Genomic DNA, 24,735 nt, shown 5'->3' with positions numbered 1-24,735 from the left:
TCGCCCATTTGCCACAGCGAACAAGAACATAGCGTGAATCAACGATCGCCCCTCACCGTAACGGATATTGGCGAACAGGGTCTACTGGCTCGGTTGCAGCAATTTTGCCCTCCAGATGTGGTAGGCGACGATGCGGCATTGCTAACCGTGCAGCCGCACCAGGCACTTGTAATGACCACTGATGTCCTGGTCGATGGCGTGCATTTTAGCGATCGCACGACCTCTGCGGCGGATGTGGGTTGGCGAGCGGCGGCGGCCAACCTATCTGATCTGGCTGCCATGGGAGCGACACCGTTGGGCATCACCGTCGGCCTGAGCCTGCCAGGAGAAACATCAGTTACCTGGCTGGAGCAGCTTTATGAGGGCATGGCGCAGTGCGTACAGCGCTACGGTGCGGCAATCGTGGGAGGGGATGTTTGCCGTTCGTCTGTGTTAACCGTGGCGATCGCCGCTGTAGGACAAGTATTGCCCAACCGAGCCATTCGCCGTTCGCTAGCTCAACCGGGAGATGCCATTTTGGTGACGGGCGTTCATGGTGTGGCGCGAGCCGGGTTAGAGCTTTTGCTACAGCCAGCCAGCGCTCTAATGCTCAGGGAAGCCGAGCGGCAACGGCTCATTCAGGCGCATCAGCGTCCTGTTCCCCGGTTTGACGTGCTTCCCTTACTCGAATCGGTGTTTGAGGCCGTCTCTGCTCCCTATCGAGTGGCTGGCATGGACAGCAGCGACGGTTTAGCCGATGCTGTGCTGCAACTGTGTCGGGCTAGCGGGGTTGGCGCTCGGCTCGATCGCGATCGCATTTCAACACTGCCCGCCGTCCACAACTGGCTTTCTGCTGAGCAAGCGCTAGAGTGGGCGCTGTATGGTGGAGAAGATTTTGAACTGGTGCTGTGTTTGACACAACAAGTTGCGGAAGCAGTCGTGAAGCGGTTGGGGACAGGAGCCGCCATTGTGGGTACGATCGCCGCTGGTAACGAAGTGATATTAACCGACCGTACAGAAACCCGTTCTGAACAACTGAACCTTCAGAAAGGCTTTCAGCACTTTTAACCTCCCACCAGTAAGCGGGACGACCTGCGCTGTACCGTACTCAGGTCAGCGTCAGTCAGGGCAGCGTCAGGAAGTATATGGCTCAAACGGCTAAAAAGACGACTCTAGCACTGCTTGTTCAAACTCGTTGCGGCTGGCGTAAATTGCGAAAAACTTCTCCATATTGGCCAACTCAAACAGCATTTGAGCCTGTCCGTGCAGAGAGCACACACCCAGTTTCCCTCCTGCTTGCTGCACCTGGTTGTGTGCTGTAATCAACGCACCCAGGCCATTGCTGTCCATGAACGATACCTTTTGTAAGTCAATCAGCAGTAGCTTGCTGCCGCCAGAATAAAGGTTGCGATCGATCCATTCCATCAGAGCACTGGCACTAGCTGAACTCAAAATGCGCTCTGGCTCAAACACACGTATTGTAGACATGCTCTACACCTGCTTCTCTACACGTTCCTCATTGGTAGTCATAGAATGCCCGTTGCTCGATAGGAATTTGCAGGGTTTCGTCTTGGTGAGCATATCCGCCAAATCGGGTTCGGTTCCACCCACTGCCGCTTAAAAACGAGACTGTTACATTGGGTTTAAGAGTTATTAACAGCATCTGAGTGAGGTTTCCGAGTGAATAACCTATCCAACCAAACTTCAGAATTCTTTGAGGGCAACGCGGGCAAAAATCTTCTCTGGCAATATGTGCAGTCGATGAGTCCAGAGGCGATCGCCCAACTATCGCGCCCAACCTCTGCCGAAGTGTTACAGGTCATGGAGCGGAACATTTTCGGATTGCTGGGTGGACTACCATCTGACGATTTTGAAGTCACTGTAACCACTAGCCGCGAAAGCCTGGGTCGTTTGCTGGCCTCTGCTATGATGAGCGGTTACTTTCTGCACGGGGCAGAGCAGCGAATGGCGTTTGAAAAGTCATGGCAGGCAGTACCCAGTTCCTCTGATGCCGAACCCATCGAGTAATTGACTTAGCGCAGTATTGTGTCTGGCAAACGAAATTTTGTAGATAAAGCGACCCACTCGGCAGATCAACTGTTTGATCTGCCGAGTTCTACTATTTTGGTACTGCGGCGATCGCTGCTGCAATGGTATGGCAATTCGGGGCGAGTGTTACCGTGGCGGCAGAGCCGTAAACCCTATTCCATCTGGGTTTCTGAGATCATGCTGCAACAAACCCAGGTCAAAACGGTGATTCCCTATTACGAGCGGTGGCTCACTCAATTTCCTACCGTGGAAGCTCTGGCAACGGCAAGCCAGCAGCATGTGCTTAAAGCGTGGGAAGGGTTGGGATATTATGCCCGTGCCCGTAATTTGCATCGCGCTGCACAGGTGGTCGTACAGCAACACGCAGGGCAGTTTCCTAACCAGCTTGAAGCAGTACTGGCTCTACCGGGAATTGGGCGCACGACCGCAGGCGGTATTCTCAGCGCTGCGTTCAATCAGCCATTGCCAATATTAGATGGTAATGTAAAACGGGTGTTGTCACGGGTGATGGCTTTACAAGTACCGCCCAAGCAGGCGATCGAGGCACTATGGCACTGGTCAGAAGCGCTGCTCGATCCACAAAACCCGCGCGACTTTAACCAGGCATTGATGGATTTAGGTGCCACGGTTTGCACCGTCAAAAATCCAGCTTGTTTGGTATGTCCCTGGAGAACCGACTGTCGAGCTTACCATCTGACTATGCAAGATGAATTACCCCTGACCGAGAACCGATCGCCAGTGCCCCACAAAATGATTGGGGTCGGTGTGATCTGGAACGATCGCGGCCAGATTTTGATCGATCGCCGCCGCCAGTCTGGTTTACTGGGCGGGCTTTGGGAATTTCCAGGTGGCAAAATTGAGCCAGGAGAAACCGTCGAAGCCTGTATCCAGCGAGAAATTCTGGAAGAGTTGGGTATTGAGATTGAAGTGGGCGATCGCCTCATTACCATCGATCATGCCTATTCTCATTTTCGGGTGACGCTCAACGTGCATCACTGCCGCCACGTTGGCGGTGAACCCACCCCGATTGAGTGCGATGAAGTACGCTGGGTGACGCTGGCAGAGCTAGATCAATACCCGTTTCCCAAAGCCAATACGCAAATTATTGCCGCACTACACCAACACCTATCCCCCTAAATAAAAAAACAGATGCCCGTAGAAACGCGGTACTTGCGTTTCTGCGGGCTGATGCCAGTTATCGGCAGGAGGCGATCGGTTGAAAACAGGACGAAAGAGAGATTAAATAACGCCTGGGCCTTTGCCGCGCTTGTCACCGTGATCGGTCAACTTGCCAGTTTCATCCGTCTCATTCACTTCTGCCACTTCTTGAGCGCGCTCAGCCGCGTCTTCGTCTTCGTCCTGCCTTAAATCACCTGGCTCGTTTATATACATTTCGGGTTCAACCGCGAAGTTATTTGCCAGACCCTCTTTGTCGATCGTGTATCCACCTGTGGTTTCAACACTATCGGGGTCGGCCTTTTCTTCATGTAAGGAGTGCTTATATTCGCCACCTTCACGCTCCTTGCGGGCTGCGGTTTCAGCCGGAACGATGCCGCGATCGTACTGATCGGGGGCTGCCGAATCATCATGATTGGGATCGGTTTTTTTAGGCGAGGTCTCATTACTCATATCATTTCCTCCAACAGCGATTTAATAATGTGGTTTCAGTATAGAGGTTGCCTAATCTCGGCACATTACACCCAAGGCTTAGGGATTATCTGCAATTAGGAGGAAATTAAGTTTTGAGGGGGTGAGGGGCACAGTGGGTTCAGGTCAATTGCCTGCGGTTAGGTCGTTTCAGGCGATCGCCCCTCCTTAGCCTGACCATAAAAAATGAGGATGTACAACCCTGTACCTCCTCACTGTACCGTTATGTAAGCTACGTAAGCGACTCCAATGGTAGCTGATTGGTTCGCTCACCTAGTGTTTTGTTGCAACTCTGCAACCTCAATCTTCTTTAACTCCGAGTTTGGTCTGCCCAGGGCGTAAGCAGCATCGAAATCCATTTCAATCCATAATCAATTAGCAACCCAATCAAACCAATTAAGGCAATGCAGAACAGCACCTTCTCGGTTTGCAAAAACCGTTGCGACTGCACAATTTTAAAGCCTAATCCGCTTTGGGCCGCCACCAATTCGGCAATGACCAGGTAATTCCACGCGCCAGAAATGTTGACTCTCAATGTGTCTAAAACGCTGGGAAAGACCGCCGGACAAATCACTTTAAACAGCACATCCCGCCGATTTGCTCCCAGAGTGTACGCCACATTAATCATTTCGTTGGGAATAAACTTAACCGCATCAGCCACCATCATGGCGTTGTATAGCACTACACCCAGGAAAATAATGAGCGCTTTGGCATCTTCACCCAGGCCAACCCAAATTACAATCAGCGGGACAAATGCCATAACTGGCATGTAGCGCACTGTGCCGACAATGGGCGCAAACAGGCTTTCCATACTGTAGAAGGTACCCATAGCAATCCCCATTGGCACCCCAACAAACCCAGCGATGACAAACCCAGCCGCCACGCGAGCACAACTGGCTAAAACGTCCACAATTAAGTCTTCCTGCGTGAACATTTGAATGCCCGACTGCAAGACAGACGTTGGCGTGGGCAAAAACATGGGGGTAACTAACCCCGCATAGCTAAAAACAGCCCAGGCGGTTAACGGAATCGCCAGCGCGATCGCCGACAATAAAATAGCCAGCCAGTGCGGAAACCCCTGCCGAATGCTCCAAAACACAGACGGTTTCAGATATCGCTTGGGCGGCGAGGAAAAAGCCATGCCCGTGTTAGAAATACTAGATTGTGCCACCGAGCGTATAGACCTCCACTGAATGTGACCTGCTGACGACCAAACCAATCGCACGAACTTGCCCTAGACTGCCATTTTGATTTGCAGCCGTTTCGTAGCGATCGCTACAAGATACTGGAAAAACCGATCAAAAGAACTTGAGATATCGCTGAATTTCCCAATCGGAAACGTGATTGTGATACTCCTGCCATTCCTGCGTTTTGAAGTTAACATACGCGTCGTACATCAGCGGCCCCATCACCGCTTTGCTGAGCGGGTCGGCAGCAAACGCCTCGATCGCCTCTCCTAAAGTGCGCGGCAACATCTTAATGCCCTTCGCGTTTAGCTCTTCCAGCGAATAGTTGTACATGTTTTCAGTGTGGGGTTCCCCTGGATCAAGCCCTTCTCGAATCCCTTCTAACCCTGCCGCTAAAATCATAGCCGCACCTAAATAGAGATTGGTTGAGATATCAGCGGCTCGGCATTCTACCCGACCTCCACCCAGCGGAATTCGCAGCATATTGGTGCGGTTGTTGTTGCCATAACAAACGTAAACGGGTGCCCAGGTAAAACCAGACATACTGCCCCTGGCTACGAGGCGTTTGTAGCTGTTGACCGTGGGTGCAATTACGGCACAAATAGCGCTAGCGTGTCGCAATACTCCGGCAATGAACTGATACCCCAGTGATGACAACCCGCATCGCCGCGCATCGTCTGGATCAACAAACAGATTCTCGCCCGTTTCCAGATCAGCCAACGACATATTGTAATGAGCGCCGCTGCCCGTGCGGTTGGCAAAGGGCTTGGGCATGAAAGTGGCAAAGTAGCCGTATTTTCTGGCAATTTCTTTCACCATGAGCCGAAAGAAGGTCAGGCGATCGGCCATCTTTAGCGCATCGCAGTAGGCAAAATCCGTTTCAAACTGTCCGTTGCCGTCTTCATGGTCGAAAGAATACACATCCCAACCCAGGCGGTTCATGGACTCTACAATTTCATCCACCCAGGCATAGTTGTCCAGCAAGCCCTGAAGGTCGTAACACGGCTTTGCCAGGATGTCGCGATCGCTCACCGGATGAACGCGCCCATCTTCCGACTCTTTCAAAATGAAGAACTCAGTTTCAATGCCCAGGTTAAACATGAATCCCATTTCGGCGGCTTGGGCCAGCACCGTTTTCAGAATGCCGCGACAGCAGGCATCAAAGGGTTTTCCTTTCAGGTAAAGGTCGCTAGCAAACCAGGCAAACTCAGGATTCCACGGCAAGATGGTCATTGAGTTGGGGTCGGGATGTGCCGCCACCTCTTCATCACTCACCTCCTGGGGTACGCCATCTAATGCTGCTCCGGTGAAGAGTTCAGAGCCGTGCATCATTTGCCCCAAATGGGCAATCGGCACTGCTTTGGCTTTGCACATGCCGTGAATATCTACAAAACTAGCCAGGGCATACTTCACCCCCTGATCGGCCAGGGTGTCTTTCAGGGTTTGGAGTTGGGGAGAGAGGGTTTCCATAAGCGAATAACTATAAGGAGGAACAGGGGCAGCGATCGCCAATTGAGACAACACAACCAGGCATTGAGTTATGCCGCCGTTGCGCTAGGGAAGAGATGGGGGCGGCATTTCTTCGAGCGGCGTTTTTTCAATCAGCGCTTTTATTAACTGTTGGCTCAACTCGTCAATGCAGGTGTCCAGAATCTGCTGGCCGAACGCCCGATCGGCCTTGCTTGGACTGCCCACCGCACCGTAGACGCTTTCTTTGTTGACGGTATAGGCAAAAAAGCAACCTGCCGAGCGATCGGGTTCATCAACCGCCTTATCCAGTTGCACCAGATCAGGCCGCAGGGTAAGCATAACGGAGGTTTCAGCACAGTTAGCATGAAAGTTAGCCGCATCGTGATGATAAAACTCATGCACCTTGGGCGAAATTTCCCAGATCGAGCGCAACGCAATTCGCAACGTTGGATACTGGTGGCGCACGTTTTCTAATCCACAGCGGAGCGGTGCCCAGTTGGTGACATGCCCATTCAGCAGCAGCATTCGTCCAAAGCCAGCGCTAACGACCCATTCGGCAATTTCCAGGATTAGCGTAGCCAGCGTTTCGGGGCGCAGGGAAATTGTTCCAGCCCACTGTTTGGAGTGACCCAACGAACATCCGTAAGGCAGGGGCGGCAATACCGGAATTCCCGTTTTTGCAGAGACACCACGGGCAACGGCAGTCGCAGAGAAAGTATCGACACCGACAGGTAAATGCAACGCGTGTTGCTCTGTTGCACCGATGGGCAGAATCACCATATCCATGCCGCTGGTTTGCAAGGCGGTGATCTGCTCCCAGGTCAGTTCCTCCCAGAGAACAGGCTGATCGGATGTTGCCATTGGGTTACGCCTGAATAATCACGGCTAGCGTTTGGTTTTTGTTAAGGAATCATCGCTTAGTCTATAGCGCTACAGGCTTTTTTTTGTATTTGGTTATACGGGTTTCCCCAGCGCAGAGTCAGTCTATGTGAAGGATTGGAGTTGTTCTGAGGCGATCGCATTCAATCGGGTTAGACTGTATTTCGTTTAACATTTCTGCTTAAAGTAATCGGTTTAACTGAATAATTAGGATCAGCCCAACCCCGTCAAATTCCGAGGATTAGCGTATGCTTGACGCCCAAACATCTAACGAGATGCGGCGACCACAGCACCAGACATTAACCAGACCCGATGGCTCCTCTGCATCGGTACCGCCAAAAATGGAAATTTGCGGCGTCTTTAAATCGTTTCAAGTTCAAAACAAGCCGCTGATGGTGTTGCAGAACATTAACCTGCAATTGCATCCCGGTGAGTTTATCTGCCTGGTGGGCGCGTCGGGCTGTGGCAAATCCACACTGCTAAATATTGCGGCTGGGTTAGAAACGCCATCCGCAGGGCAGGTGTTGGTGGATGGGCAGGCGGTACAGGGGCCAGGATCGGATCGAGGCATGGTGTTTCAGGGCTACACCCTCTACCCGTGGTTGACGGTCGCCAACAATATTGCCTTTGGGTTAAAGCTACGCAAGATGCGGCGAAACGAAATTCGGGAGCGGGTGTCCTACTATCTGGATGTGGTTGGGTTAACTCCATTTTCCAAGGCGTACCCCAAGCAGTTATCGGGTGGAATGAAGCAACGGGTGGCGATCGCCCGTGCCCTGGCTAACGAACCAGAAGTGCTGCTGATGGATGAACCATTTGGCGCATTGGATGCTCAAACCAAAGAGCAGATGCAGCAGTTTTTGCTAAAGCTGTGGGAGCAAACCCACGTTAGCGTCATGATGATTACCCATGATGTGGAAGAAGCGATCTTCGTCTCGCAGCGGGTTTATGTGATGAGCCGCAGCCCCGGACGGATCAAACTTGAAGCGCCCATTAACCTGCCGCTCGATCGGGATCTGGAAATTAAACTGTCGCCCGAATTTGTGGACATCAAGCGCGAGATAATCCACGCGCTGCGAGACGATGGCTAGTGCAAATCGGACAGGTCGGCATTGTCCTGCTAGCAGGGGTATCTCGTAACTGACCATTCATCGTCTGGGCTTCAGGCGACTTTTCAAGCCAATAGCGATCGCAGGTCTTCCATCATTCGATCGCTCCAACCCGGTTCTGTAGTGATACTGCACTCCGTTCAGTGTGTTGTTGACTGGATATGAATATCGCTGTTCCCGACTATATTGACCTGCTGGAATCAGACAAAGCCCAACTGCGAACCCTGGGAGCCGTGACGATCTACGATGACACTCCCGACAGCGACACTGAAATCATCCAACGCATTGCCGGGGCTGAATTAATTACCGCGAGCTGGGTTGACATCACCGCGCCGATTATTCAAAGCAATTCCAATTTGAAATATATTGTGGTTCCTGCCGTTGGCTACGACCAGGTAGATGTGCAGGCAGCGACACAAGCTGGGATTAAAGTTATTAACTGCCCCACCCACAACGCTTTAGCGGTAGCCGAATACACAGTCGGGTTGATTCTTGCCCTGAGCCGTCAAATTTTGCCCGCCAGTGCCGCGCTGCGGCAGGGAAAATGGCAACCGTATGATTATTTAGGCACTGAATTAAAGGGGAAAACGGTGTGTTTGGTTGGGTACGGCACCATTGGTCGAGAGTTTGCCACATTAGCCGCTGCCTTAGGCATGACCGTTCATTCTGCCAGCTCTAAAACCACCTCGGATGAACTGGATACCCTGATTGCTGCTGCCGATATTTTGAGCTTGCATGTACCGTTGACTCCACAGACGCGTCATTTAATCGATGCTCGACGGCTGGAGTTGATGAAACCATCGGCCTATTTGATCAACACATCACGGGGAGCGATCGCCGACCAAACAGCACTACTGGCAGCGTTAAAGCAAAACCAGATTGCAGGTGCCGCTTTGGATGTGTTTGAAAATGAACCCGTTACAGGTAGCCCAAATGCCGAAATTTTGGAGCTGGCTACATTAGACAACGTTGTAGCAACGCCCCATATTGCGTATAACACTGAGGAAAGCCGCATTCGTCTGGGGCAAGAATTAATTGTCAACATCCAGGCTTGCATTAACGGAAACCCGATGAACTTGGTCAACTAATGGGGCGTTGCTGTTGGCTAAAGGAATGTTGAGAAAAAACGATAACTCTGGAAATTTCCCAGCCTTCTCGATACAGTCTGAAGGCAAGTGGCTCGTGTCTGGCTGGAGGTTGAGCTGTTTGCCGTTCGAGGGTTCCTGTTGTTCGCTCTACGCCTGTCGATCGCGTGATCTGTTTTGGTGCCCCGAAGACGGCCATAGCACCTCTAAGGGGTGGCCTTTCCAGGGCACTCAGCCTGATGGAATTAAGCGATCGATTCGTTAATTCTAATATTGATGGAAGCAAAAAATAGAGGTGCTGATGGTGTTCCAGACGGTGTGCTGGTTAATCACCTGAATGGGTGAACCCAATTAAACGTGCATAGATTTACGCAGACATGGGCATGTTAAGACTGACGCATGAGCCTCTTAACTGTGGGCTTCTATGGACGGTGCATCACTAGCTTTAAACCAGAATGTTAAACCATCGCTTCAGCCAGCACAGTGGGGCTGAACGGAGGGAATGTCCGTTATCAACTTTTCATTTACCTGCATAACAGTTTGCTTAGGATTAGTTTTCGTCTATGAACTTATCTTGCCCCCCAGATACATCCCTTTACGAATTAGCTATTAGTTCTGAGCAGCCCCCCCAACCGCTGCAAATTAGCCCGACCACGTTTAAATCAATGATGAGCGTTTTCTTTGATATGCTCATCGAGCGCAACATTTCGGCAACGCTCTGGATGAAGCTACCGAAAGGCGATGTGTGGCAAGCAGAGGTCGATCGATACCGCCGTTTAGCAAGTGCCCCCTATTCGCTTTACACTCTCAACACCTATCGAGAGGACACCCTTGAGAAGATTGATTTAGAAAAGTCAGTAGAACCAGCAAACAGGGCAACCGACTTAAATTCCCTGGGCAACTTTCCCCCAGAGGCAACCGCCCTGATCGACGAGCAAGGCTCAGGTGTGTCTTCCATCAAGGAACTAACCTCACTGGCGCTGCCCCTGGCGGCTGAAAGCCAGCTCAGGCGGGAATACTTTTTGTTGGTACTGTCAGAAGAGTTTTGTGGCCTGGTGCTGGCGCATCGTCCTCGTACGATGCGCCAGCGCAAGCCTGAAGCCGAGAGTCAGGATGTTCGCTCAGGGATGAAGGCCAGTCAAGCCACAGAAGAGGATCTGGAGCGACGACACACGCTTCTGGGGCTGTGTTCGCTAGAATCAACCACCATTCAGCACATTTTAGAAGGAATTCACCGGGCAATCTGTTATGGGCAATCTGCCACGGAACCGCTGGCAGAGGCAGAAGAACTGTTGGTTAACTGGGACAGTGTTGTAACCCAAAAGCTGTCTGAAACGCTCAACCCGGCTATTCTAGGTCACCTGCTAACGAAACAAATTCAGCGTCAAGAGGATCTTTGGCTTGGGGGCGCAACGCATCGGAAGCAGTCGGATACCGCATCGAGCCTCCAGTTGGAAAACGAAAAGCTGTTGAACGCGATTCGGTTAAAGGACGAATTTCTCAACAATGTTGGGCAAGAATTGCGGACACCCCTCTCTACTATGAAGACGGCCTTGAGCTTGCTTGGCTCGCCTAATCTGAAACCGCCGCAGCGCCAGCGTTATATGGAAATGATTAGCCAGGAATGCGATCGCCAAAGCTCTTTGATTACTAGCGTGCTGGATTTGATTCAGCTCGAAAACGTGGAAGACCAAACCCCCGCCCAACCGCTACGCATCTCTGATGTGGTGCCGGGAGTAGTCAGCACTTATCAGCCGCTAGCTCAGGAAAAAGGCATCATGCTGGCGTATACCATTCCAGAAGATTTACCCGCCATTTCGTGTTTTAGTACCTGGCTGCGGCAAATTGTAATTAACCTCTTGCACAACGGCATCAAGTTTACGCCGAAGGGTGGGCAGGTGTGGGTGCGTGCCAAGCAGCAGGGTGATTATGTTCAAATTGAATTTCGAGATACAGGGGTAGGAATTCCGACCGTGGAAATTCCCAAAATTTTCGATCGCTTCTACCGGGTTCGGCAAGCCGCTACAGACGACGCTAGCGGTGCTGGCCTGGGGTTATCTATTGTGCAACAGTTGCTACTGCGCTGCGGCGGGTCTATTTCCGTTAAAAGTAAACCGGGTGAGGGATCGGCGTTTAACGTAATGCTGCCGATTTATCATTAACCCGCTTCCGTTGCTGCTCACTTCTACATGACTGGATTAAAATATCGTGCGGCGTTTCTGGCTCTGGCCGAGCGAGAGGATCAATCGCTGGTTCCGTTTTATCAAGAATTATTGGGACAGGCACCCGCTCAGCTCATTCCAGGTAAATATGCCGAATTTGAGCTACCAGGCTTGCGTCTTGGCATTTTCAAGCCGAAAACAACCCATCAGCCAGAATTCATTCACCCCAGCAGCGGTAGTATGAGCCTCTGCCTGGAAGTGGATGATTTGGAGGCGGCGATCGCTCATCTCACGGCATTGGGTTGCCCACCACCAGGCGAACCGATCGCCACCTCTCACGGTAGAGAAATCTATGCCTACGATCCGGCTGGCAACCGACTCATTTTGCATCAAGCTTAGCCTGTCGCGCTTAGCTCAACGGTATTTGCAGGTAAAGCTACGGTGATGGAGTTTGCCTCAGGTGACGCTGAATCTGCTTCAGCGCTTTGTGCATGTCGGGCAACCGGCTGAAGATTGCAGATGCCTTTAAAAACTTGTGATAGGGCAACGCCGGACTGCCCATTACAACGGCTCCTGCTTCGACATTGCTATGAATTCCGGCTTTTGCGCCTGCCTGTGCCCCATCTCCAATCCGCGCCTGATTGGCAATGCCAACCTGCCCGCCCAAAATGACGCGATTGCCAACGGTGACACCACCCGCCAAACCCACTTGAGCCGCCATCGCGCAGCCTTCTCCAATCTGGCAGCCGTGGGCAATGTGAACCATGTTGTCTAGCTTGGTGTTGCGCCTGATTCGCGTTTCGCCCACCGACGGGCGATCGACCGCCGAATTGCAGCCCACTTCAACCCCATCTTCCAGCACCGTATAGCCCGACTGCTCCATCTTCATCCAGCCGTCGGTAATGGGCACAAACCCAAATCCCTCAGCCCCAATTGCAGCCCCGCTATGGATCACACAATCGGCTCCAATTTGAGTGCGCTCATGAATCACACAGTTGGCGTGCAGCACGGTGCGATCGCCAATCTGCACCTCTGGATACACCACCACATTGGGATGAATGCAAACCTCATTGCCGATGGTGGCTCCTGCTTGAATCACCACATGCGCCCCCACCGAAACGCGATCGCCCACCCTCACGGACGGATCAATCACAGCGGTGGGATGAATGCCAGCCGCCGGACGAAACGGTTGATAAAACAGCGCGATTGCCTGGGCAAAGACTAAGCGGGGGTGGGCGGTACTCAACCAGGCCAGTTGGCGATCGGTCGCCTGCTGCTGCAACCGATCATTCTGCGGCAAAATTAACGCGTCGGCCACCGTTGTCATAACCTGTGAGGCAAACTTTTCGCCATCAATGTAGCTCAGTGTCGCCGGGGCGGCAGCCTCAATAGCCGATACTCCCAGGATCTCAGGATCGTGCTGTGGCAGGGTATTCAGGCTGCTGTTGTTGGCAGTCCCCAGTTTTTGTACCAGTTCACTAAACTTCATCGAGGGAATTAACGTGTGACGATAAACACTTGGCAGGGTTTAGGCCCCCTCCATTGTAAAGGTTGAACTGACCGGGAAAGCCTCCTGGCCTGATCAAGATTCAGCACCGCTTGTTCGGGTTAAAAAGGCAACGGCTTCAACGTGAGCCGTTTGGGGGAAGAAATCAGCAGGCTGAACCCGAGTCAGCCGATAGGCTCCCGTTTGGCAGAGGATTTTGAGATCGCGAGCCAGGGTAGATGGATTGCAACTGACATAAACAATGCGATCGCTACCAATGGTCAGCAGCGCCTCCAGCACCGATTTATCGCAGCCTTTACGAGGTGGGTCGAGCAATACAATCGTTGGCGTTAGCGTCAATGCTGGCAGCAGACGCTCAACCGTACCGGCTTCAAACGTAGCGTTTGTAATCGCGTTCAGTTCTGCATTGAGTCGGGCTTGTTCCACCGCTTCTGGCTGCACTTCCAGTCCTACCGCCTGCTGTACTCGTCTCGCCAACGGCAACGTTAGCGTGCCAATTCCGCAATAGGCATCCAACAAAATTTCGCTGCCCTGTAAATCCAGCTCTTCCTCAATCACGTTCAGCAGAGCTTCTGCCTGTTCGGTGTGAACCTGGAAAAACGTCGTTGGCTGAATCTGAAACTGCAACCCAGCAAACTCTTCGTTGAGGTAGGGCTGCCCTGCAATACATCGCGTCTCGGCACCAAAAATAGCATTGGTGCGATCGGAGTTGATGTTTAGAAACACTCCAACCAGGCCGGGATAACGGTTTAGCCAATCTTCGGCCTGCTCCTCTATGCCGTCTAAGTCCGCATCCTTCGAGATAAGCGTTAGCAATACTTCTCCGGTTCGCCGTCCCATCCGCAAACCAAGATGGCGCAGTTGTCCCCGGTGGTATTTTTCGTCATAAATGCGCCAGCCTCGCCGTTGAATGTCCCATTTTACTTCGGCCAACAGTGGGTTAAGCCGCGGATCTTGTACCGGGCAACGGTTGAGGTTAATTAAAGAGTGGCTGCCTTTTTGGTAATAGCCTGCTTGCACCTGACCGGAAACCAAACTGGATAGAGGGTAGGTTGCTTTGTTGCGATATCCCAGGCAGGCCGTGGCGGGCAACACCGGATCGACACGGGGATGTGTAAAACCGCCAATCTTCTCCAGGTCATGCAGAACAAGGTGGTGCTTTGCATTGAGCTGATGCTGATACTCAACGTGCTGCCATTGGCAGCCGCCGCATTTGTCGGCAACGATGCAGTTGGGGCGAATGCGGTGGGGGGAGGCATCTAACAGTTCATGAAGTTTGCCGTAGGCATATTTGGGCTTGACGCGCACCAAACGAGCCAGGAGGCGATCGCCCACCACCGTATCTGGCACGAACACCACGCGTCCGTCGTACCGACCAACGCCCTCACCACTGTGGTTAAGGTCAATGATGGTCACTTCAACCAGTTCTCCCTGCCGCCATGTCCCAGTCGCTGAGGAGGTTGAATGGGGGATGAGAGGTGATTCTTCTCCAGACTCGCTCATCGGATAAATCGTAGGCACGGAATCTTCCTAAGTTTGGCAGTGTAGATCGATCATAGAGAAAGTGAGGAAGAATGGGGGATGGTAATCAACACTGTCTTAAATAATTCAGTCTGTTTCCCGGTAACGGCTTATTCACAGACAGACTGAACAGACAGAAATCGCCCCTATGTCGGTGGTGGTTTGGTGGTGTTTTGTAAGCAATTGTGAACGTTGTGGAAGCAAATTTAACCAAACAGGTTGAAGAATCTAGTATCTCTGCACGACTCACCGCTCAAAACTTAAATCTTAAAATTCTACATAGCTCTTAACCTTTCTCTCAGTACCCTAATGCCGTTAAAATACGAGCGATAGCTGAATCATCCCGATAAATATTCCTGCGTTATGAGTGTAGTTAGCCAAGTTATTCTCAATGCTGATGACGAACTCCGCTATCCGACTAGCGGTGAGTTAGAAAGTATCAAAGGCTTTTTGCAAACAGGTGAGCAGCGGTTGCGGATTGCATCCACGCTGGCTGACAATGAGAAAAAAATTGTACAAGAAGCGAGCAAGCAACTGTGGCAAAAGCGTCCTGACTTTATTGCTCCAGGCGGCAACGCGTATGGCGATCGCCAACGTGCGCTCTGTCTGCGCGACTACGGCTGGTACTTACGCTTAATTACCTATGGCGTGTTAGCTGGCGGCAAAGAGCCAATCGAAAAAATCGGTTTGGTTGGTGTTCGGGAAATGTACAACTCCCTCGGAGTTCCGGTTCCTGGCATGGCCGAGTCAATTCGGTGTTTGAAAAAAGCCTCTCTTGGGTTGCTAAGCGATACCGACGCGGCTGAAGCAGCACCTTATTTCGATTACATTATTCAAGCCATGTCGTAGCTCTAGCTACCCACCTCTGTTTTCGGGAAAGAAGAATGGCTCTAAGCCTTGAGCTTTCTTGCATCCTGTTTTAGTATTTCAAGTCGATTTATAGAATCATTTCAATCCCCACGTTTTGCAAAGACTATTGGCTGATTTGCGGCCAGAGTTTTGGCAATGCGTGGGGATGTGTTTTAGGAGGATGAGTGGGGAACAGAGGTGCAAATCGCTGTAAGGTGATAGATTAAGTCACACTCAGTAAATTTGTACTGCCCGGTTTGAAGCTCTAAGCTTTGATGGTGATTGGTTCCTCATCCCCTGGTGTTTTTGGTTCTGAAGGAGACGGTCATGCGGCTAGGTAAGGTAGTTAAATCTAACTCTCATTGTGATTATGTAGTGCAGCTAGACGATGAGATCGAGGTAACGAATCCGCCTACGTCTGACGACTATGGATTTGGCTGTTTTGTGAAGCTAGAGAAACCCAAAGGACACCATTGGGCCGTTGGGGTGATTTACAATTCGCAGTTGTTTAATCCCATGTTTCTCAATAACGGGCCTCGGTTGTCGAGTAGTCCAGACCCGCTATTTACCCCTGATCTAATTACAGATACGCGCACGCTGCTGGGCGTGGTTCTAATTGGTTCGATTGCAGCAGAGGGCGATCGCACATACGGCACGCACGGTATTCCCCGTGTGGTGGTTCCCGTCGATACGGTGGTCTATCGCATGAGCCAGACCGAAATTTATCGCTTTCATCTCAACGCTAACGACCGACCTCAGTTTTGTTACTACAGCCACTTACTGCGCTTCGGCGGCGCGTTTGCCGCTCAACTCACCCAGCAAGTCCTTAGAGAACTGGCCGATAGCAATCTATTTCCAGAGGCCGATCGAAGAGCATTGGATATTCTCTGCAAGGAGCTGTCCTGGAAAAATACGATGGGTGCCATGCGCTAATGTCTGGAGTTTGGGAGGTTGGTAATCCCTACGCCCGTTGAACCGCCTTGAACCACAGGGTCGTGTTGGTTAACAGTTGGGCTGGCTTAAAATTTCGCGAAATTAACCATCAGCCGGATTGGTATACTTGAAGCGGCAACAAATGTACTAATCTATTTGTACTGACTCGCTAGTTAAGGGGCAAGCTGATGGTGCTACAAGCCACACACAATCCCTCTGCTCAGTCAACCCCAATCGTTACCTGGGAAGCCCTTCCTGCCGACTTTAAACTACCTGACGATCCGGTGGAAAATTTTCAACAACCGCTCCTCGCTGCTGCCCTCACCGACGCACTGGGCGCAAACCAACGAATTCAACCAGAGATGCTGATCGTCTCCAACTTTGGGCTGGTTGCCACTGTTAACAAAAAGATTGTCGTTAAAGCTCCCGATTGGCTCTATGTTCCCCGTGTGAATCCAGTTGCGGAAGGGGTGATTCGTCGAAGCTATACCCCCAACTTAGGGGGTGATCCAGTGGCAGTAGTGATGGAGTTTTTGTCGGAAGAAGATGGCGGCGAACTGTCTGTCCGTTCCACGCCACCCTACGGCAAGCTTTATTTCTATGAACACATTCTGCAAGTTCCTACTTACGTTACCTTCGACCCCTACGAACCCGAATTAGAAGTACGATGTCTGCAAGAAGGACGCTATGTTGTGCAATCTGCTGACTCTGAAGGACGAATACGGATTCCAGAGCTAGATCTGTGGCTGGGGATTTGGCAAGGAGAGCGTCTAGGGCAAACCATGAACTGGTTGCGCTGGTGGGATGCGTCTGGACATTTACTTCTATGGAGCGCAGAGCAGGCAGAGCAGGAACGCCAGCGGGCAGAACAGGAACACCAACGAGCAGAGTCCCTGGCAGCGAAACTCAGAGAGTTGGGGATTGACCCTGAGCAATTGGGATAAGCAATTGCAAGCTGGCGTTGAGTACCGAATTCATCTATGGCATCAAAGTCTTTTAGGGTGCCGGAAATCCAGCGGAGTTCTGTCGTCCCGTGCGATGGCTCAGTTTGCAGTGGAGTTGTGCAGCGTTGCTGAGTGAAAGAGAATCTTTGGTTTACTGCTGAGCAAACCGCATTGTTACTCAGGTGGCTGCTCAGGTGGATGAAGTAATGTGGATGTGCGATCGCCCGAAAGCCTGTACCAGAGCCAGCAACAAACAGAAGTGTTAGCGGCATCTGCACCGAGCTACCAGGATAGGTGAACCGTAGTCAGTCGCGGTCTAGAAACAAAAAACCGACAGATTCCAGATGGAATTTGTCGGCAAGTCGTGTGTTCCCTGTTGATGACTCGGCTAGAGTTGAGTCTTTTTAAGTATGGATGAGTAAGGTGCCAATGCTTAGGACTTTGATCATGTTGGGGCGTGATCTTGATCACAGCTAAAAACCACCAGAGGCAGATTTACCTGATATGCGTCAGGTGTCACAATCAGACTAGTTATCAATCGTTTAGGTTAACCGAATGAAAGACAAGAACTATTCCTGGAAGGGCAGTCCCAACGCCGGATTTGTACTCGCTATCCTGGCGCTAGTCGGTGGAGTCGTGCTGGTGCTGGCTGGGTTCAACTAAGCCCTGCTCTGCTACTTATCCAAATCTGCCAGAATCGTTCCTATCAGGCAGGCACCCGTCAAAGTCGCCCCCGTCACATTGGTATCCTCTAACTCGGCACAGAGTAAGTTGGCGCGGGTTAAATTCGCCCCTGATAGGTTGGCTCCTCGTAAGTCTGCTTCTTCAAGGTTGGTTTCGCTTAGAGTTGCGCCCTGCAAATCGGCTTCACTCAGGTTTGCCCCTTTAAGATTGGCGTTGCTTAAGTTGCTGCCGCGCAGGTCGGCTCCGCGCAAATCAACGCCCTCCAGGTTTACCCCCATCAGGTTCGCGCCGCTGAGAAACGCACCTGCCAGTGCCGTGTGGCGCAACCGTGCCTGCATCAAGTTAGCTCCGCGCAAGTTGCTGCCGCGCAGGTCGGCTTCGGTTAGATCCACCTGCATCAAATTAGTGCCCATCAGGTGGGCACGCAAGTTGGCTCTGCTACAGTCGCTCCCAGCCATGTTGGCACCATCCAACCGGGCACCGTTCAGGTTTGCCTGGTTCAAGTTGGCACCCACCAGGTTGGCTCCAGCTAGGTTCACCTTGCTTAAGTCGGTATTAGAGAAATCTTCGTCCTCTAGATCTGCGCCTGCTAAGTCTTTTAGCTTCCCTAAACGAATTGCTTCAATATCCATACGTGTTTCAGCTTACTGGAGTGCTTGTCGATGTAGAAAAGTCTACTTCCCGATACAGGCTAAGCAAATCGTCTTCCGAATGAGAGTCCAACAACCAGATTCCAGCCGCGATTTTGGGTAACGCGACAGACAGGTCAAGCCCTTGCTGGAGTCCACTAACTAACAGCGCTAGCGTATCCACTAATTTTGGATCCCAGCGATCGCCCTGTTGCTGTTGGCAGGCGGTGAGTGCGGCAACCAGTGGATTCGTCTCATTAGAAACCGCAGCGTGGGTTTGCTGTGCCCGATGCTGAGCAAACTGCATTTGAAAGTAAGCCACCAGGCCCAGAATTCTTGACTCGATTGGAATCTCATCACCCGATAACCCGGCAGGTTTACCAGCCCCATTCCACCATTCGGCCTGGTGCGTCAGGATTGTGGCGATCGCCCGTAAACGAGGCATTTTTCGTAAAACCTGCGTTCCTGGCACCAAGGGACAGGTAAGGGGCAAACTAGGAGCCTCGTCTTGATACCGGGGAGACGAGCCTGTATTCAAAAACATGCCCGTCTCTTCTATTCCTTCTAAAAAGGCCAGACGGTGGAGTAAGCCCGCTAATCGTAGTCGGTTGAGCTGCCATGCGGGTAAATCCAACAGTTGCCCCAGGGTTTCAGCCAGCGTTGCCACTTCGGCAGCAGCCATTGGGTTACTTAAATCAGTTTGATCCAGCAATTGAGCAACGCGTAAAAACGCCTGTAGCTCGTTAGAAATTAGATTGTTGTCTAAATGACGCGCCCCAGTCGTGTAATCGGCGTTGTGGGTCAATTCTTGCTGGCTAGAGTGAAGATAATCCACAACTCTAGCCACAATGTCGCTTAAGCGATCGACAATCGGCGGCGGCTCCGGTGAGCTTTGAGCCTGGATGGCCTGAACCTGAGCCTGAAGCGTTTGCTGCAATTCTGGATTGTAACGACCCACATGTTCGATCGCCAGTTGCGCCGTTTCCAAAATGAGTGTTGGCTCAAATGTCCAAAACCCGTAGAACTTCCGCTCCAGATCGGTATCAGGCATCCCAGCCGCACCGTAGTCTTCCTCGGTTAGTTCCTGACACAGCACCATCGCTGTGTAGTTGGGCGACAAAATGATTAGATGCCACTCTTGAGCAACCGGATCGTCGCTATTTAAACTAACCAACGCCACATTCGATCGCTGGCTGGTCGCGTGGTCAGCAAACCCCGCATCCCCTCCAGCCATAATTACAATCTGCTGCGACTGCTCGGCAATGTCACTGTAGCGATCGGCTTCCTGCAAATACCACTTTCCTTGTTGAAAGGCAGTAATCACCAGTGGCGAATAGTCGTTGGTTAAAATCGAATCTTCGAGCGCATGGCATAGAGCAACCAGCGTGTTTTTGTAATACACGCCAAAATTAAGCGGTCGCTGAGCCGAGTACTCCGGACGATGGGCGTCTCTTAGTTTTTGTAAAATTGAGCCTTTTAACATGCCGATGGATATGCTTACAAACTCCAGGATTGGTCAGGCGGCGATCGCCACAACATTAAAATCGAGATGAAAAGATGAAAAATAGAGAACCCGTCATTGCAACTCGCTAGACAGCAGCCAACTCGCGTTTTGGAGTAATGGGAGCCGTCAGCGCTTCTTCTAGATCAGCCACACCAAGGCGCTGTTCTAAAATGGCCATGACTTCCCGGCCAAAATCGTTGGGGTTTTGCTGCCACGCTTGCAGGCAGACCTCTCCAAAGAATGACCCCAGCGGCTCGGGGTTCCACAGGAGCTTCTTCGCTGTCCAGGGCATAACACTCATTGGGTTATATCCCGGCTTCAGCACCTGGTTTTCAAACGCATACGCCTCCAAATGAGTATGCGGCTGTAGACCAATAAAGAAGATAGCGGGTTCTACCTTGTCTGCCCCAAAGATGCGCTCCAGTTCACGGTGGTAGGCGATCGTTTGCCGAATCGTTTCAGGTCGCTCATCAATGACATTAAACGAGTAGTTGACCGAAACCAAATCGTTGAAACCGGCTGATTTGAGATCGCGGCAGTTTTGCAGCACGGTACGAAGGTTATAGCCCATTCGCATTTTACGAACAAGTTCCTGCGAACCGCTGGTAATGCCAATTTCAAAGTAGTTCATGCCCGTTTGCACCATCAGGTGACACAGTTCGGGCGTTAGGTTATCGGCTCGAATGTAGGCAGCCCAATGAATGTCGGTCATGCCAGCGGCGAGGATTTTTTGCAGCAGTTCGATCGCATCATCGATAAACCGCCGTGCCGGGATAAATTGGGCATCGGTAAACCAGAAGTTGCGAACCCCACGGTCGTAAAGTTGGCGCATTTCTGCAACGACTTCATCGGCGGGATTGATTCGCACCTGCTTGCCTTCAACCACGGTATAAACGCAGTAGCAGCAGTTGTGTGGACAGCCGCGTTTGGTTTGAACGCCAATATAAAAGTCTTGCGCTTGCAGATAATACTCAAAATCTGCCCAGATGCTGGCGATGTAATCGTAGTTGCACGCGGTTTTCTCGATTTGCGTCGGAAACTCGTGAATCATGCGATCGCGCGGTTCTGTCTCTCCGGCAATGTAGCAACGCTGGTCGGCAAAGGGCTGGTTTTGCAGCAACCGTTCTAGCAGTACCTCTCCTTCCCCCACCGAAATGATGGTTCCTTGAGGCACCATACTGCCTAGCTGTTCGTAGAAGACACTCACCGCGCCACCGCCGATGATCATACGAGCACCGGGGTTGTAGCGTTGTGCTCGTTTCAAGCCGCGCTTAATCAAACCAAGGTTGCGCCACAGCTCTGCATAGTAGTTGGTAGCCATTCGCAGAGCGCCAACAGCACCTCTCATCTTAGTGAAAGGGTTGCGAGCATAGTAGAATTCGAACGCATTCTGGAGCGGATTACCGCCTCGCCCGCCCACAGGAGCATAGATTTGAATGTCGCGCCAGGAAAATACCAAAATGGTTGGGCGAAACTGATCAATGCACCGATCGAGCGCTGCGGAGAAATCGAGCGGCGGCACGGCTCCCAAATCAAAAATGCGCTGTTCGATCGTGGGAAAGCACTTGTGGACGTGATCGGCTAAATATACTACTCCAATTGGAAAAATTGGATTACAAGGCAAACGAACGTAAAGAATACGATTTTCCATTGGAACCTAATCTATGTTGTGACTTCCGAGCCTGCAACGTCATCGAATGGGATTTAAGGAGGGATACTAAGCGTCAGCCAGATGAATTACAGTTCACGAAACGTGATCTCGTCCACCTTCACGCGATCGACGATATCTGATAGGATTCTGAAATCAGTTTCATATAACTTCACGATACCATTGACTCTCTTTGCCTGCATGGAAGTTTTTTGAGTCCTTCAAATTGGTGCCGCTGAGGGAGTATGGTTGTTTTAGTTTGAGAAAGTTTGAGCCGTTCCATCACTACGGCAGCTTTTCTCTCAATTATCATAAATACCGGGCAAGATTTGCCAAATTAGACGGCCTGGCCTCAGTTGGGTTGCCCAATTTCTCATTGCCTACAGCAGGGTTGGTAGTCGGGTTTACAGCTATCAGGGATCACAGAGTGTTACGGTTCGAGTACCCCAACGATGATGTAACACTCCTCTACTGCTATGGCTCAAATTATTGATCCCGTACCATCTAATGCAGCCGACAAAGCACTCTGCTGTTATGTAAACGCTACGAGCAAGATTCAAATTGCTCGGATTACCAATGTACCAAATTGGTATTTTGAGCGTGTCGTGTTTCCAGGGCAGCGGCTCATTTTTGAAGCGGTGCCGGATGCTTACTTAGAAATTCATACCGGAATGATGGCCAGCGCTATCTTATCCGATCGGATTCCATGCGATCGCCTCTGTGTTGCAGAGGAAACCAAAGACGAAAGCACATTGGTTGACGCGTCTAGCACTGCCGTCGATGAGTTTCACCATAACAAGCTCACCCACGAATCGCTGGCAGCATCCTCTGTTGAATAAGGCAATTGAATAAGGCAATGACAGGCGTAAAATTCGAACAGCGGTGATTTAGCTCATAAAGTCGTGTGTTGCTTGCCGCCATGACTCACTCGGATTCAAGGCGACCTCAATCGGGGTGATCCATCATTTGATTCATACGATCGTCCAATCTATAAACTATAAAATTTAGCCGACCGGACAGTACACCTTCGGTGCAATTTACAAGTTGGTGTGAAGACATGCGGCAACTCTGGCCGTTATCGGTGTAGCAGGTTTTGTGAAAAAGAGTACGTCTATTGGAGAAACGGGTGGGGTGCCGCGATCGCTCCCAACCTGGCCGCTGAAACGAACAAGAGGATTGGCTAATCCATCCCATGTTTGATGTTGGGTTAGTTCAACTCAAGCAATAATAAAGACTGTTGTTTAAGCGTTGGTGCTTTTGAATCTTCCTTCCTTCCTGTGGCTTTGGCGGATCGCAGCCTGGTCAATGGGTCTATCATTGCTGGCTTATCTGCTGCTGGCCATCACTGGCGGTTGGCTACTGTATGGCCGATCGAACAGCGAACCTCGTCCGGCGTGGTTGCGCCCCCTGCACTACACTATTGGGGGCACACTGGTTGCATTGGTGCTGCTGCTGTTGGCGATCGGCTTAGTGGGAACCGTAGGGCATTACGGCAGCTTAGGACACTCTGCTCATCTACCCATTGGCCTGGCGGTGGTTGGCCTGACTTTGGTTTCAGCCTGGAGTTCCACCCAAATTAGCCCCAGCCGACCGTGGGCGCGATCGCTTCATTTAAGTATCAACCTCACCTTGCTGTTTGGCTTCATAGCGGTGTCGTTGACTGGCTGGAGCGTTGTCCAAAAATATTTGCCCTGACAAATTTCCAAGCAGACTGAAGTGAAATTGGCGAGTTTGCCAGCCTCTACCCCAGGTGACTAACCTGGGTCACGGTTGCCCAGTGCCTGGGCAGCTTAGCAAGCGTCACAGGGTCGTGTCCACCTCTAATGAGGTATGGCACTGTTGAAATAAGAGGGGAATAGCTTCAAAGATCCGCTTCTGGAAAGAGACGATTTTCCTCTGTAGAAGGAGACAGCAGCCATCCGATTCCGACTACATTGAAAGCAATTGAAAGCAAACGTCTGGCGCATGGTTACACACTCAGGTGTAGACTTGGTTCGCCTGTAACTTAATGTTCCCCTTGGGTGCCCGGTACATGTTGAGGAAACTTCCATGAAAACAATCTACCAACTCCAGCGTGGTTTCCTTGCTGCCAATCGGCAGAGTCGCTTTGGCGCGATCGCTCTGACAGCAACACTGCTATTATCGTCCTGCAATGCGCTTGAATCAGGAGTCAGCCGCTTCAATGTTGACAATGACAACAGCGCCAGACAGCCAATCGAGCAGGATGAGTTTGGCACCACTGGAACCGAGACCACCATCGGCGGTTCGCAAGACCTGATTGGACAACGGGTGACGACTAGAGGCAACGCTGGCGAACGGATTGGCGAAAATGCATTCGTTATGACCAGCAACTTGTTCAATGGCCGAGAAGTGCTGGTATTTAACAACACAGGTCAACCCTTCGAACTGCCTGAGCTATCGCAGAATCCGATCGCACCAGTGCAGGTGACGGGTGATGTCCGTCAGTTTACGGTTAGAGGAATACAGCGAGAGTATGACCAGGCTCTCGATCCAACGCTGTTTGCACAGTTTGAAGATCAGCCCGTCATTGTAGCAAACTCGCTGGCGCTCGCTCCAGATGCAGCAGCACTGCGCGACAATCCAGACGCATTCTACGGTCGTCGCATCATCATTGAAGGCGAAATCGCCGATATCCTGGCTCCCGATACCTTTACGCTAAGCAACGGTCGCCTCTTTGAGGATGGCAATATGCTAGTAGTAGGGGCAACGCCAGATACTCGGATGACCCAGGGTGAAGCGGTAACGGCGATCGGGGAACTGCGCCCGTTTGTGCCATCCACCATCCAGCGAGATTACAACCTGGCGTGGGATTCAAGCACGCAAGAACAGCTAGAACGGCAATATGCCAATCAACCAACCCTGATAGCCAGGGAAATTTATCCGGTTGACCAACAGGCGCGAGCCGTCTCTCGAAACAATTAGCTAAAC

24 protein-coding genes are annotated in these 24,735 nt (G+C 51.4%); 13 read left to right on the top strand and 11 right to left on the bottom strand.

What is annotated here, in order from left to right:
- Positions 1–33: 33 nt before the first annotated feature.
- Positions 34–1,047, top strand: a complete 1,014-nt coding sequence (gene thiL, locus IQ268_RS06365; RefSeq protein WP_193876901.1) for a thiamine-phosphate kinase — start codon at positions 34–36, stop codon at positions 1,045–1,047.
- A gap of 90 nt (positions 1,048–1,137) precedes the next feature.
- Here thiL and IQ268_RS06360 read toward each other — a convergent pair whose 3' ends face one another.
- Positions 1,138–1,467 carry an STAS domain-containing protein gene (locus tag IQ268_RS06360; RefSeq protein WP_193876692.1) on the bottom strand — a complete coding sequence of 110 codons (330 nt, stop codon included), beginning with the start codon at positions 1,465–1,467 and terminating at the stop codon, positions 1,138–1,140.
- 28 nt (positions 1,468–1,495) lie between these two features.
- A complete protein-coding gene (locus tag IQ268_RS06355) occupies positions 1,496–1,642 on the bottom strand; it encodes a hypothetical protein (RefSeq protein WP_193876690.1) in 147 nt (48 codons plus the stop codon).
- 17 nt (positions 1,643–1,659) lie between these two features.
- Between IQ268_RS06355 and IQ268_RS06350 the strand changes: the two genes are divergently transcribed.
- A complete protein-coding gene (locus IQ268_RS06350) occupies positions 1,660–2,007 on the top strand; it encodes a DUF760 domain-containing protein (RefSeq protein WP_193876688.1) in 348 nt (115 codons plus the stop codon).
- A gap of 69 nt (positions 2,008–2,076) precedes the next feature.
- The gene (mutY, locus tag IQ268_RS06345) at positions 2,077–3,165 is read left to right on the top strand and encodes an A/G-specific adenine glycosylase (RefSeq protein ID WP_370584653.1); all 1,089 of its coding nucleotides are present in this window, start codon (positions 2,077–2,079) and stop codon (positions 3,163–3,165) included.
- Positions 3,166–3,267: 102 nt separating this feature from the next.
- Here the strand turns inward: mutY and IQ268_RS06340 are convergent, their stop codons facing one another.
- From IQ268_RS06340 to IQ268_RS06325, 4 genes are all read right to left on the bottom strand, one after another.
- Positions 3,268–3,657 carry a hypothetical protein gene (locus tag IQ268_RS06340; RefSeq protein WP_193876686.1) on the bottom strand — a complete coding sequence of 130 codons (390 nt, stop codon included), beginning with the start codon at positions 3,655–3,657 and terminating at the stop codon, positions 3,268–3,270.
- A gap of 328 nt (positions 3,658–3,985) precedes the next feature.
- The gene (locus tag IQ268_RS06335) at positions 3,986–4,816 is read right to left on the bottom strand and encodes an ABC transporter permease (protein ID WP_193876899.1); all 831 of its coding nucleotides are present in this window, start codon (positions 4,814–4,816) and stop codon (positions 3,986–3,988) included.
- Between the two features lie 157 nt (positions 4,817–4,973).
- Positions 4,974–6,332: a type III glutamate--ammonia ligase gene (glnT, locus tag IQ268_RS06330; protein WP_193876898.1), complete on the bottom strand. Its 1,359-nt coding sequence runs from the start codon at positions 6,330–6,332 to the stop codon at positions 4,974–4,976.
- Positions 6,333–6,416: 84 nt separating this feature from the next.
- Positions 6,417–7,193: a creatininase family protein gene (locus IQ268_RS06325; RefSeq protein ID WP_193876684.1), complete on the bottom strand. Its 777-nt coding sequence runs from the start codon at positions 7,191–7,193 to the stop codon at positions 6,417–6,419.
- A 293-nt stretch (positions 7,194–7,486) separates the two neighbouring features.
- On the opposite strand from IQ268_RS06325, the gene IQ268_RS06320 reads away from it, so the two are divergent.
- The 4 genes from IQ268_RS06320 (at position 7,487) to IQ268_RS06305 (ending at position 11,966) form a co-directional block, all read left to right on the top strand.
- The gene (locus IQ268_RS06320; RefSeq protein ID WP_370584652.1) at positions 7,487–8,302 is read left to right on the top strand and encodes an ABC transporter ATP-binding protein; all 816 of its coding nucleotides are present in this window, start codon (positions 7,487–7,489) and stop codon (positions 8,300–8,302) included.
- Between the two features lie 179 nt (positions 8,303–8,481).
- On the top strand, positions 8,482–9,408 hold the full coding sequence (locus IQ268_RS06315; protein WP_193876681.1) for a D-isomer specific 2-hydroxyacid dehydrogenase family protein: 927 nt from the start codon (positions 8,482–8,484) through the stop codon (positions 9,406–9,408).
- A 560-nt stretch (positions 9,409–9,968) separates the two neighbouring features.
- Entirely contained in the window at positions 9,969–11,567 is a 1,599-nt protein-coding gene (locus tag IQ268_RS06310; RefSeq protein WP_193876679.1) for an ATP-binding protein, read from the top strand.
- Positions 11,568–11,594: 27 nt separating this feature from the next.
- On the top strand, positions 11,595–11,966 hold the full coding sequence (locus IQ268_RS06305) for a VOC family protein (protein ID WP_193876677.1): 372 nt from the start codon (positions 11,595–11,597) through the stop codon (positions 11,964–11,966).
- A 37-nt stretch (positions 11,967–12,003) separates the two neighbouring features.
- Here the strand turns inward: IQ268_RS06305 and lpxD are convergent, their stop codons facing one another.
- Both lpxD and rlmD read right to left on the bottom strand, forming a co-directional pair.
- On the bottom strand, positions 12,004–13,056 hold the full coding sequence (lpxD, locus tag IQ268_RS06300; RefSeq protein WP_193876675.1) for a UDP-3-O-(3-hydroxymyristoyl)glucosamine N-acyltransferase: 1,053 nt from the start codon (positions 13,054–13,056) through the stop codon (positions 12,004–12,006).
- A 93-nt stretch (positions 13,057–13,149) separates the two neighbouring features.
- Positions 13,150–14,577: a 23S rRNA (uracil(1939)-C(5))-methyltransferase RlmD gene (gene rlmD / locus IQ268_RS06295; RefSeq protein WP_193876896.1), complete on the bottom strand. Its 1,428-nt coding sequence runs from the start codon at positions 14,575–14,577 to the stop codon at positions 13,150–13,152.
- Between the two features lie 381 nt (positions 14,578–14,958).
- Here rlmD and IQ268_RS06290 point away from each other — a divergent pair, with 381 nt between their 5' ends.
- From IQ268_RS06290 to IQ268_RS06280, 3 genes are all read left to right on the top strand, one after another.
- Positions 14,959–15,444 (top strand): allophycocyanin subunit alpha-B, encoded by a 486-nt coding sequence (locus IQ268_RS06290; protein ID WP_193876673.1) that lies wholly within the window; start codon positions 14,959–14,961, stop codon positions 15,442–15,444.
- Between the two features lie 327 nt (positions 15,445–15,771).
- Positions 15,772–16,377, top strand: coding sequence for a hypothetical protein (locus IQ268_RS06285; protein ID WP_193876671.1), 606 nt, complete (start codon positions 15,772–15,774; stop codon positions 16,375–16,377).
- Between the two features lie 188 nt (positions 16,378–16,565).
- The gene (locus tag IQ268_RS06280; protein ID WP_193876670.1) at positions 16,566–17,321 is read left to right on the top strand and encodes a Uma2 family endonuclease; all 756 of its coding nucleotides are present in this window, start codon (positions 16,566–16,568) and stop codon (positions 17,319–17,321) included.
- A gap of 674 nt (positions 17,322–17,995) precedes the next feature.
- Here the strand turns inward: IQ268_RS06280 and IQ268_RS06275 are convergent.
- The 3 genes from IQ268_RS06275 to IQ268_RS06265 form a co-directional block, all read right to left on the bottom strand.
- Entirely contained in the window at positions 17,996–18,637 is a 642-nt protein-coding gene (locus tag IQ268_RS06275) for a pentapeptide repeat-containing protein (RefSeq protein ID WP_193876668.1), read from the bottom strand.
- Between the two features lie 7 nt (positions 18,638–18,644).
- Positions 18,645–20,117, bottom strand: coding sequence for a DICT sensory domain-containing protein (locus IQ268_RS06270; RefSeq protein ID WP_193876666.1), 1,473 nt, complete (start codon positions 20,115–20,117; stop codon positions 18,645–18,647).
- Positions 20,118–20,223: 106 nt separating this feature from the next.
- On the bottom strand, positions 20,224–21,789 hold the full coding sequence (locus tag IQ268_RS06265) for a photosystem II high light acclimation radical SAM protein (RefSeq protein ID WP_193876664.1): 1,566 nt from the start codon (positions 21,787–21,789) through the stop codon (positions 20,224–20,226).
- Between the two features lie 473 nt (positions 21,790–22,262).
- Between IQ268_RS06265 and IQ268_RS06260 the strand changes: the two genes are divergently transcribed.
- The 3 genes from IQ268_RS06260 to IQ268_RS06250 all read left to right on the top strand — a co-directional run bounded on the left by IQ268_RS06260 (position 22,263) and on the right by IQ268_RS06250 (position 24,729).
- On the top strand, positions 22,263–22,625 hold the full coding sequence (locus IQ268_RS06260) for a DUF1830 domain-containing protein (RefSeq protein ID WP_193876662.1): 363 nt from the start codon (positions 22,263–22,265) through the stop codon (positions 22,623–22,625).
- A gap of 418 nt (positions 22,626–23,043) precedes the next feature.
- Positions 23,044–23,481, top strand: a complete 438-nt coding sequence (locus tag IQ268_RS06255) for a DUF4079 domain-containing protein (RefSeq protein ID WP_193876660.1) — start codon at positions 23,044–23,046, stop codon at positions 23,479–23,481.
- A gap of 354 nt (positions 23,482–23,835) precedes the next feature.
- Positions 23,836–24,729 (top strand): hypothetical protein, encoded by an 894-nt coding sequence (locus IQ268_RS06250; protein ID WP_193876658.1) that lies wholly within the window; start codon positions 23,836–23,838, stop codon positions 24,727–24,729.
- Positions 24,730–24,735: the final 6 nt, after the last annotated feature.

Origin of the sequence: Oculatella sp. LEGE 06141 (genome assembly GCF_015207605.1) — a bacterium.
Taxonomy (GTDB): Bacteria; Cyanobacteriota; Cyanobacteriia; order Elainellales; family Elainellaceae; genus Oculatella.
This window is presented reverse-complemented; position numbering and strand designations above follow the sequence as displayed.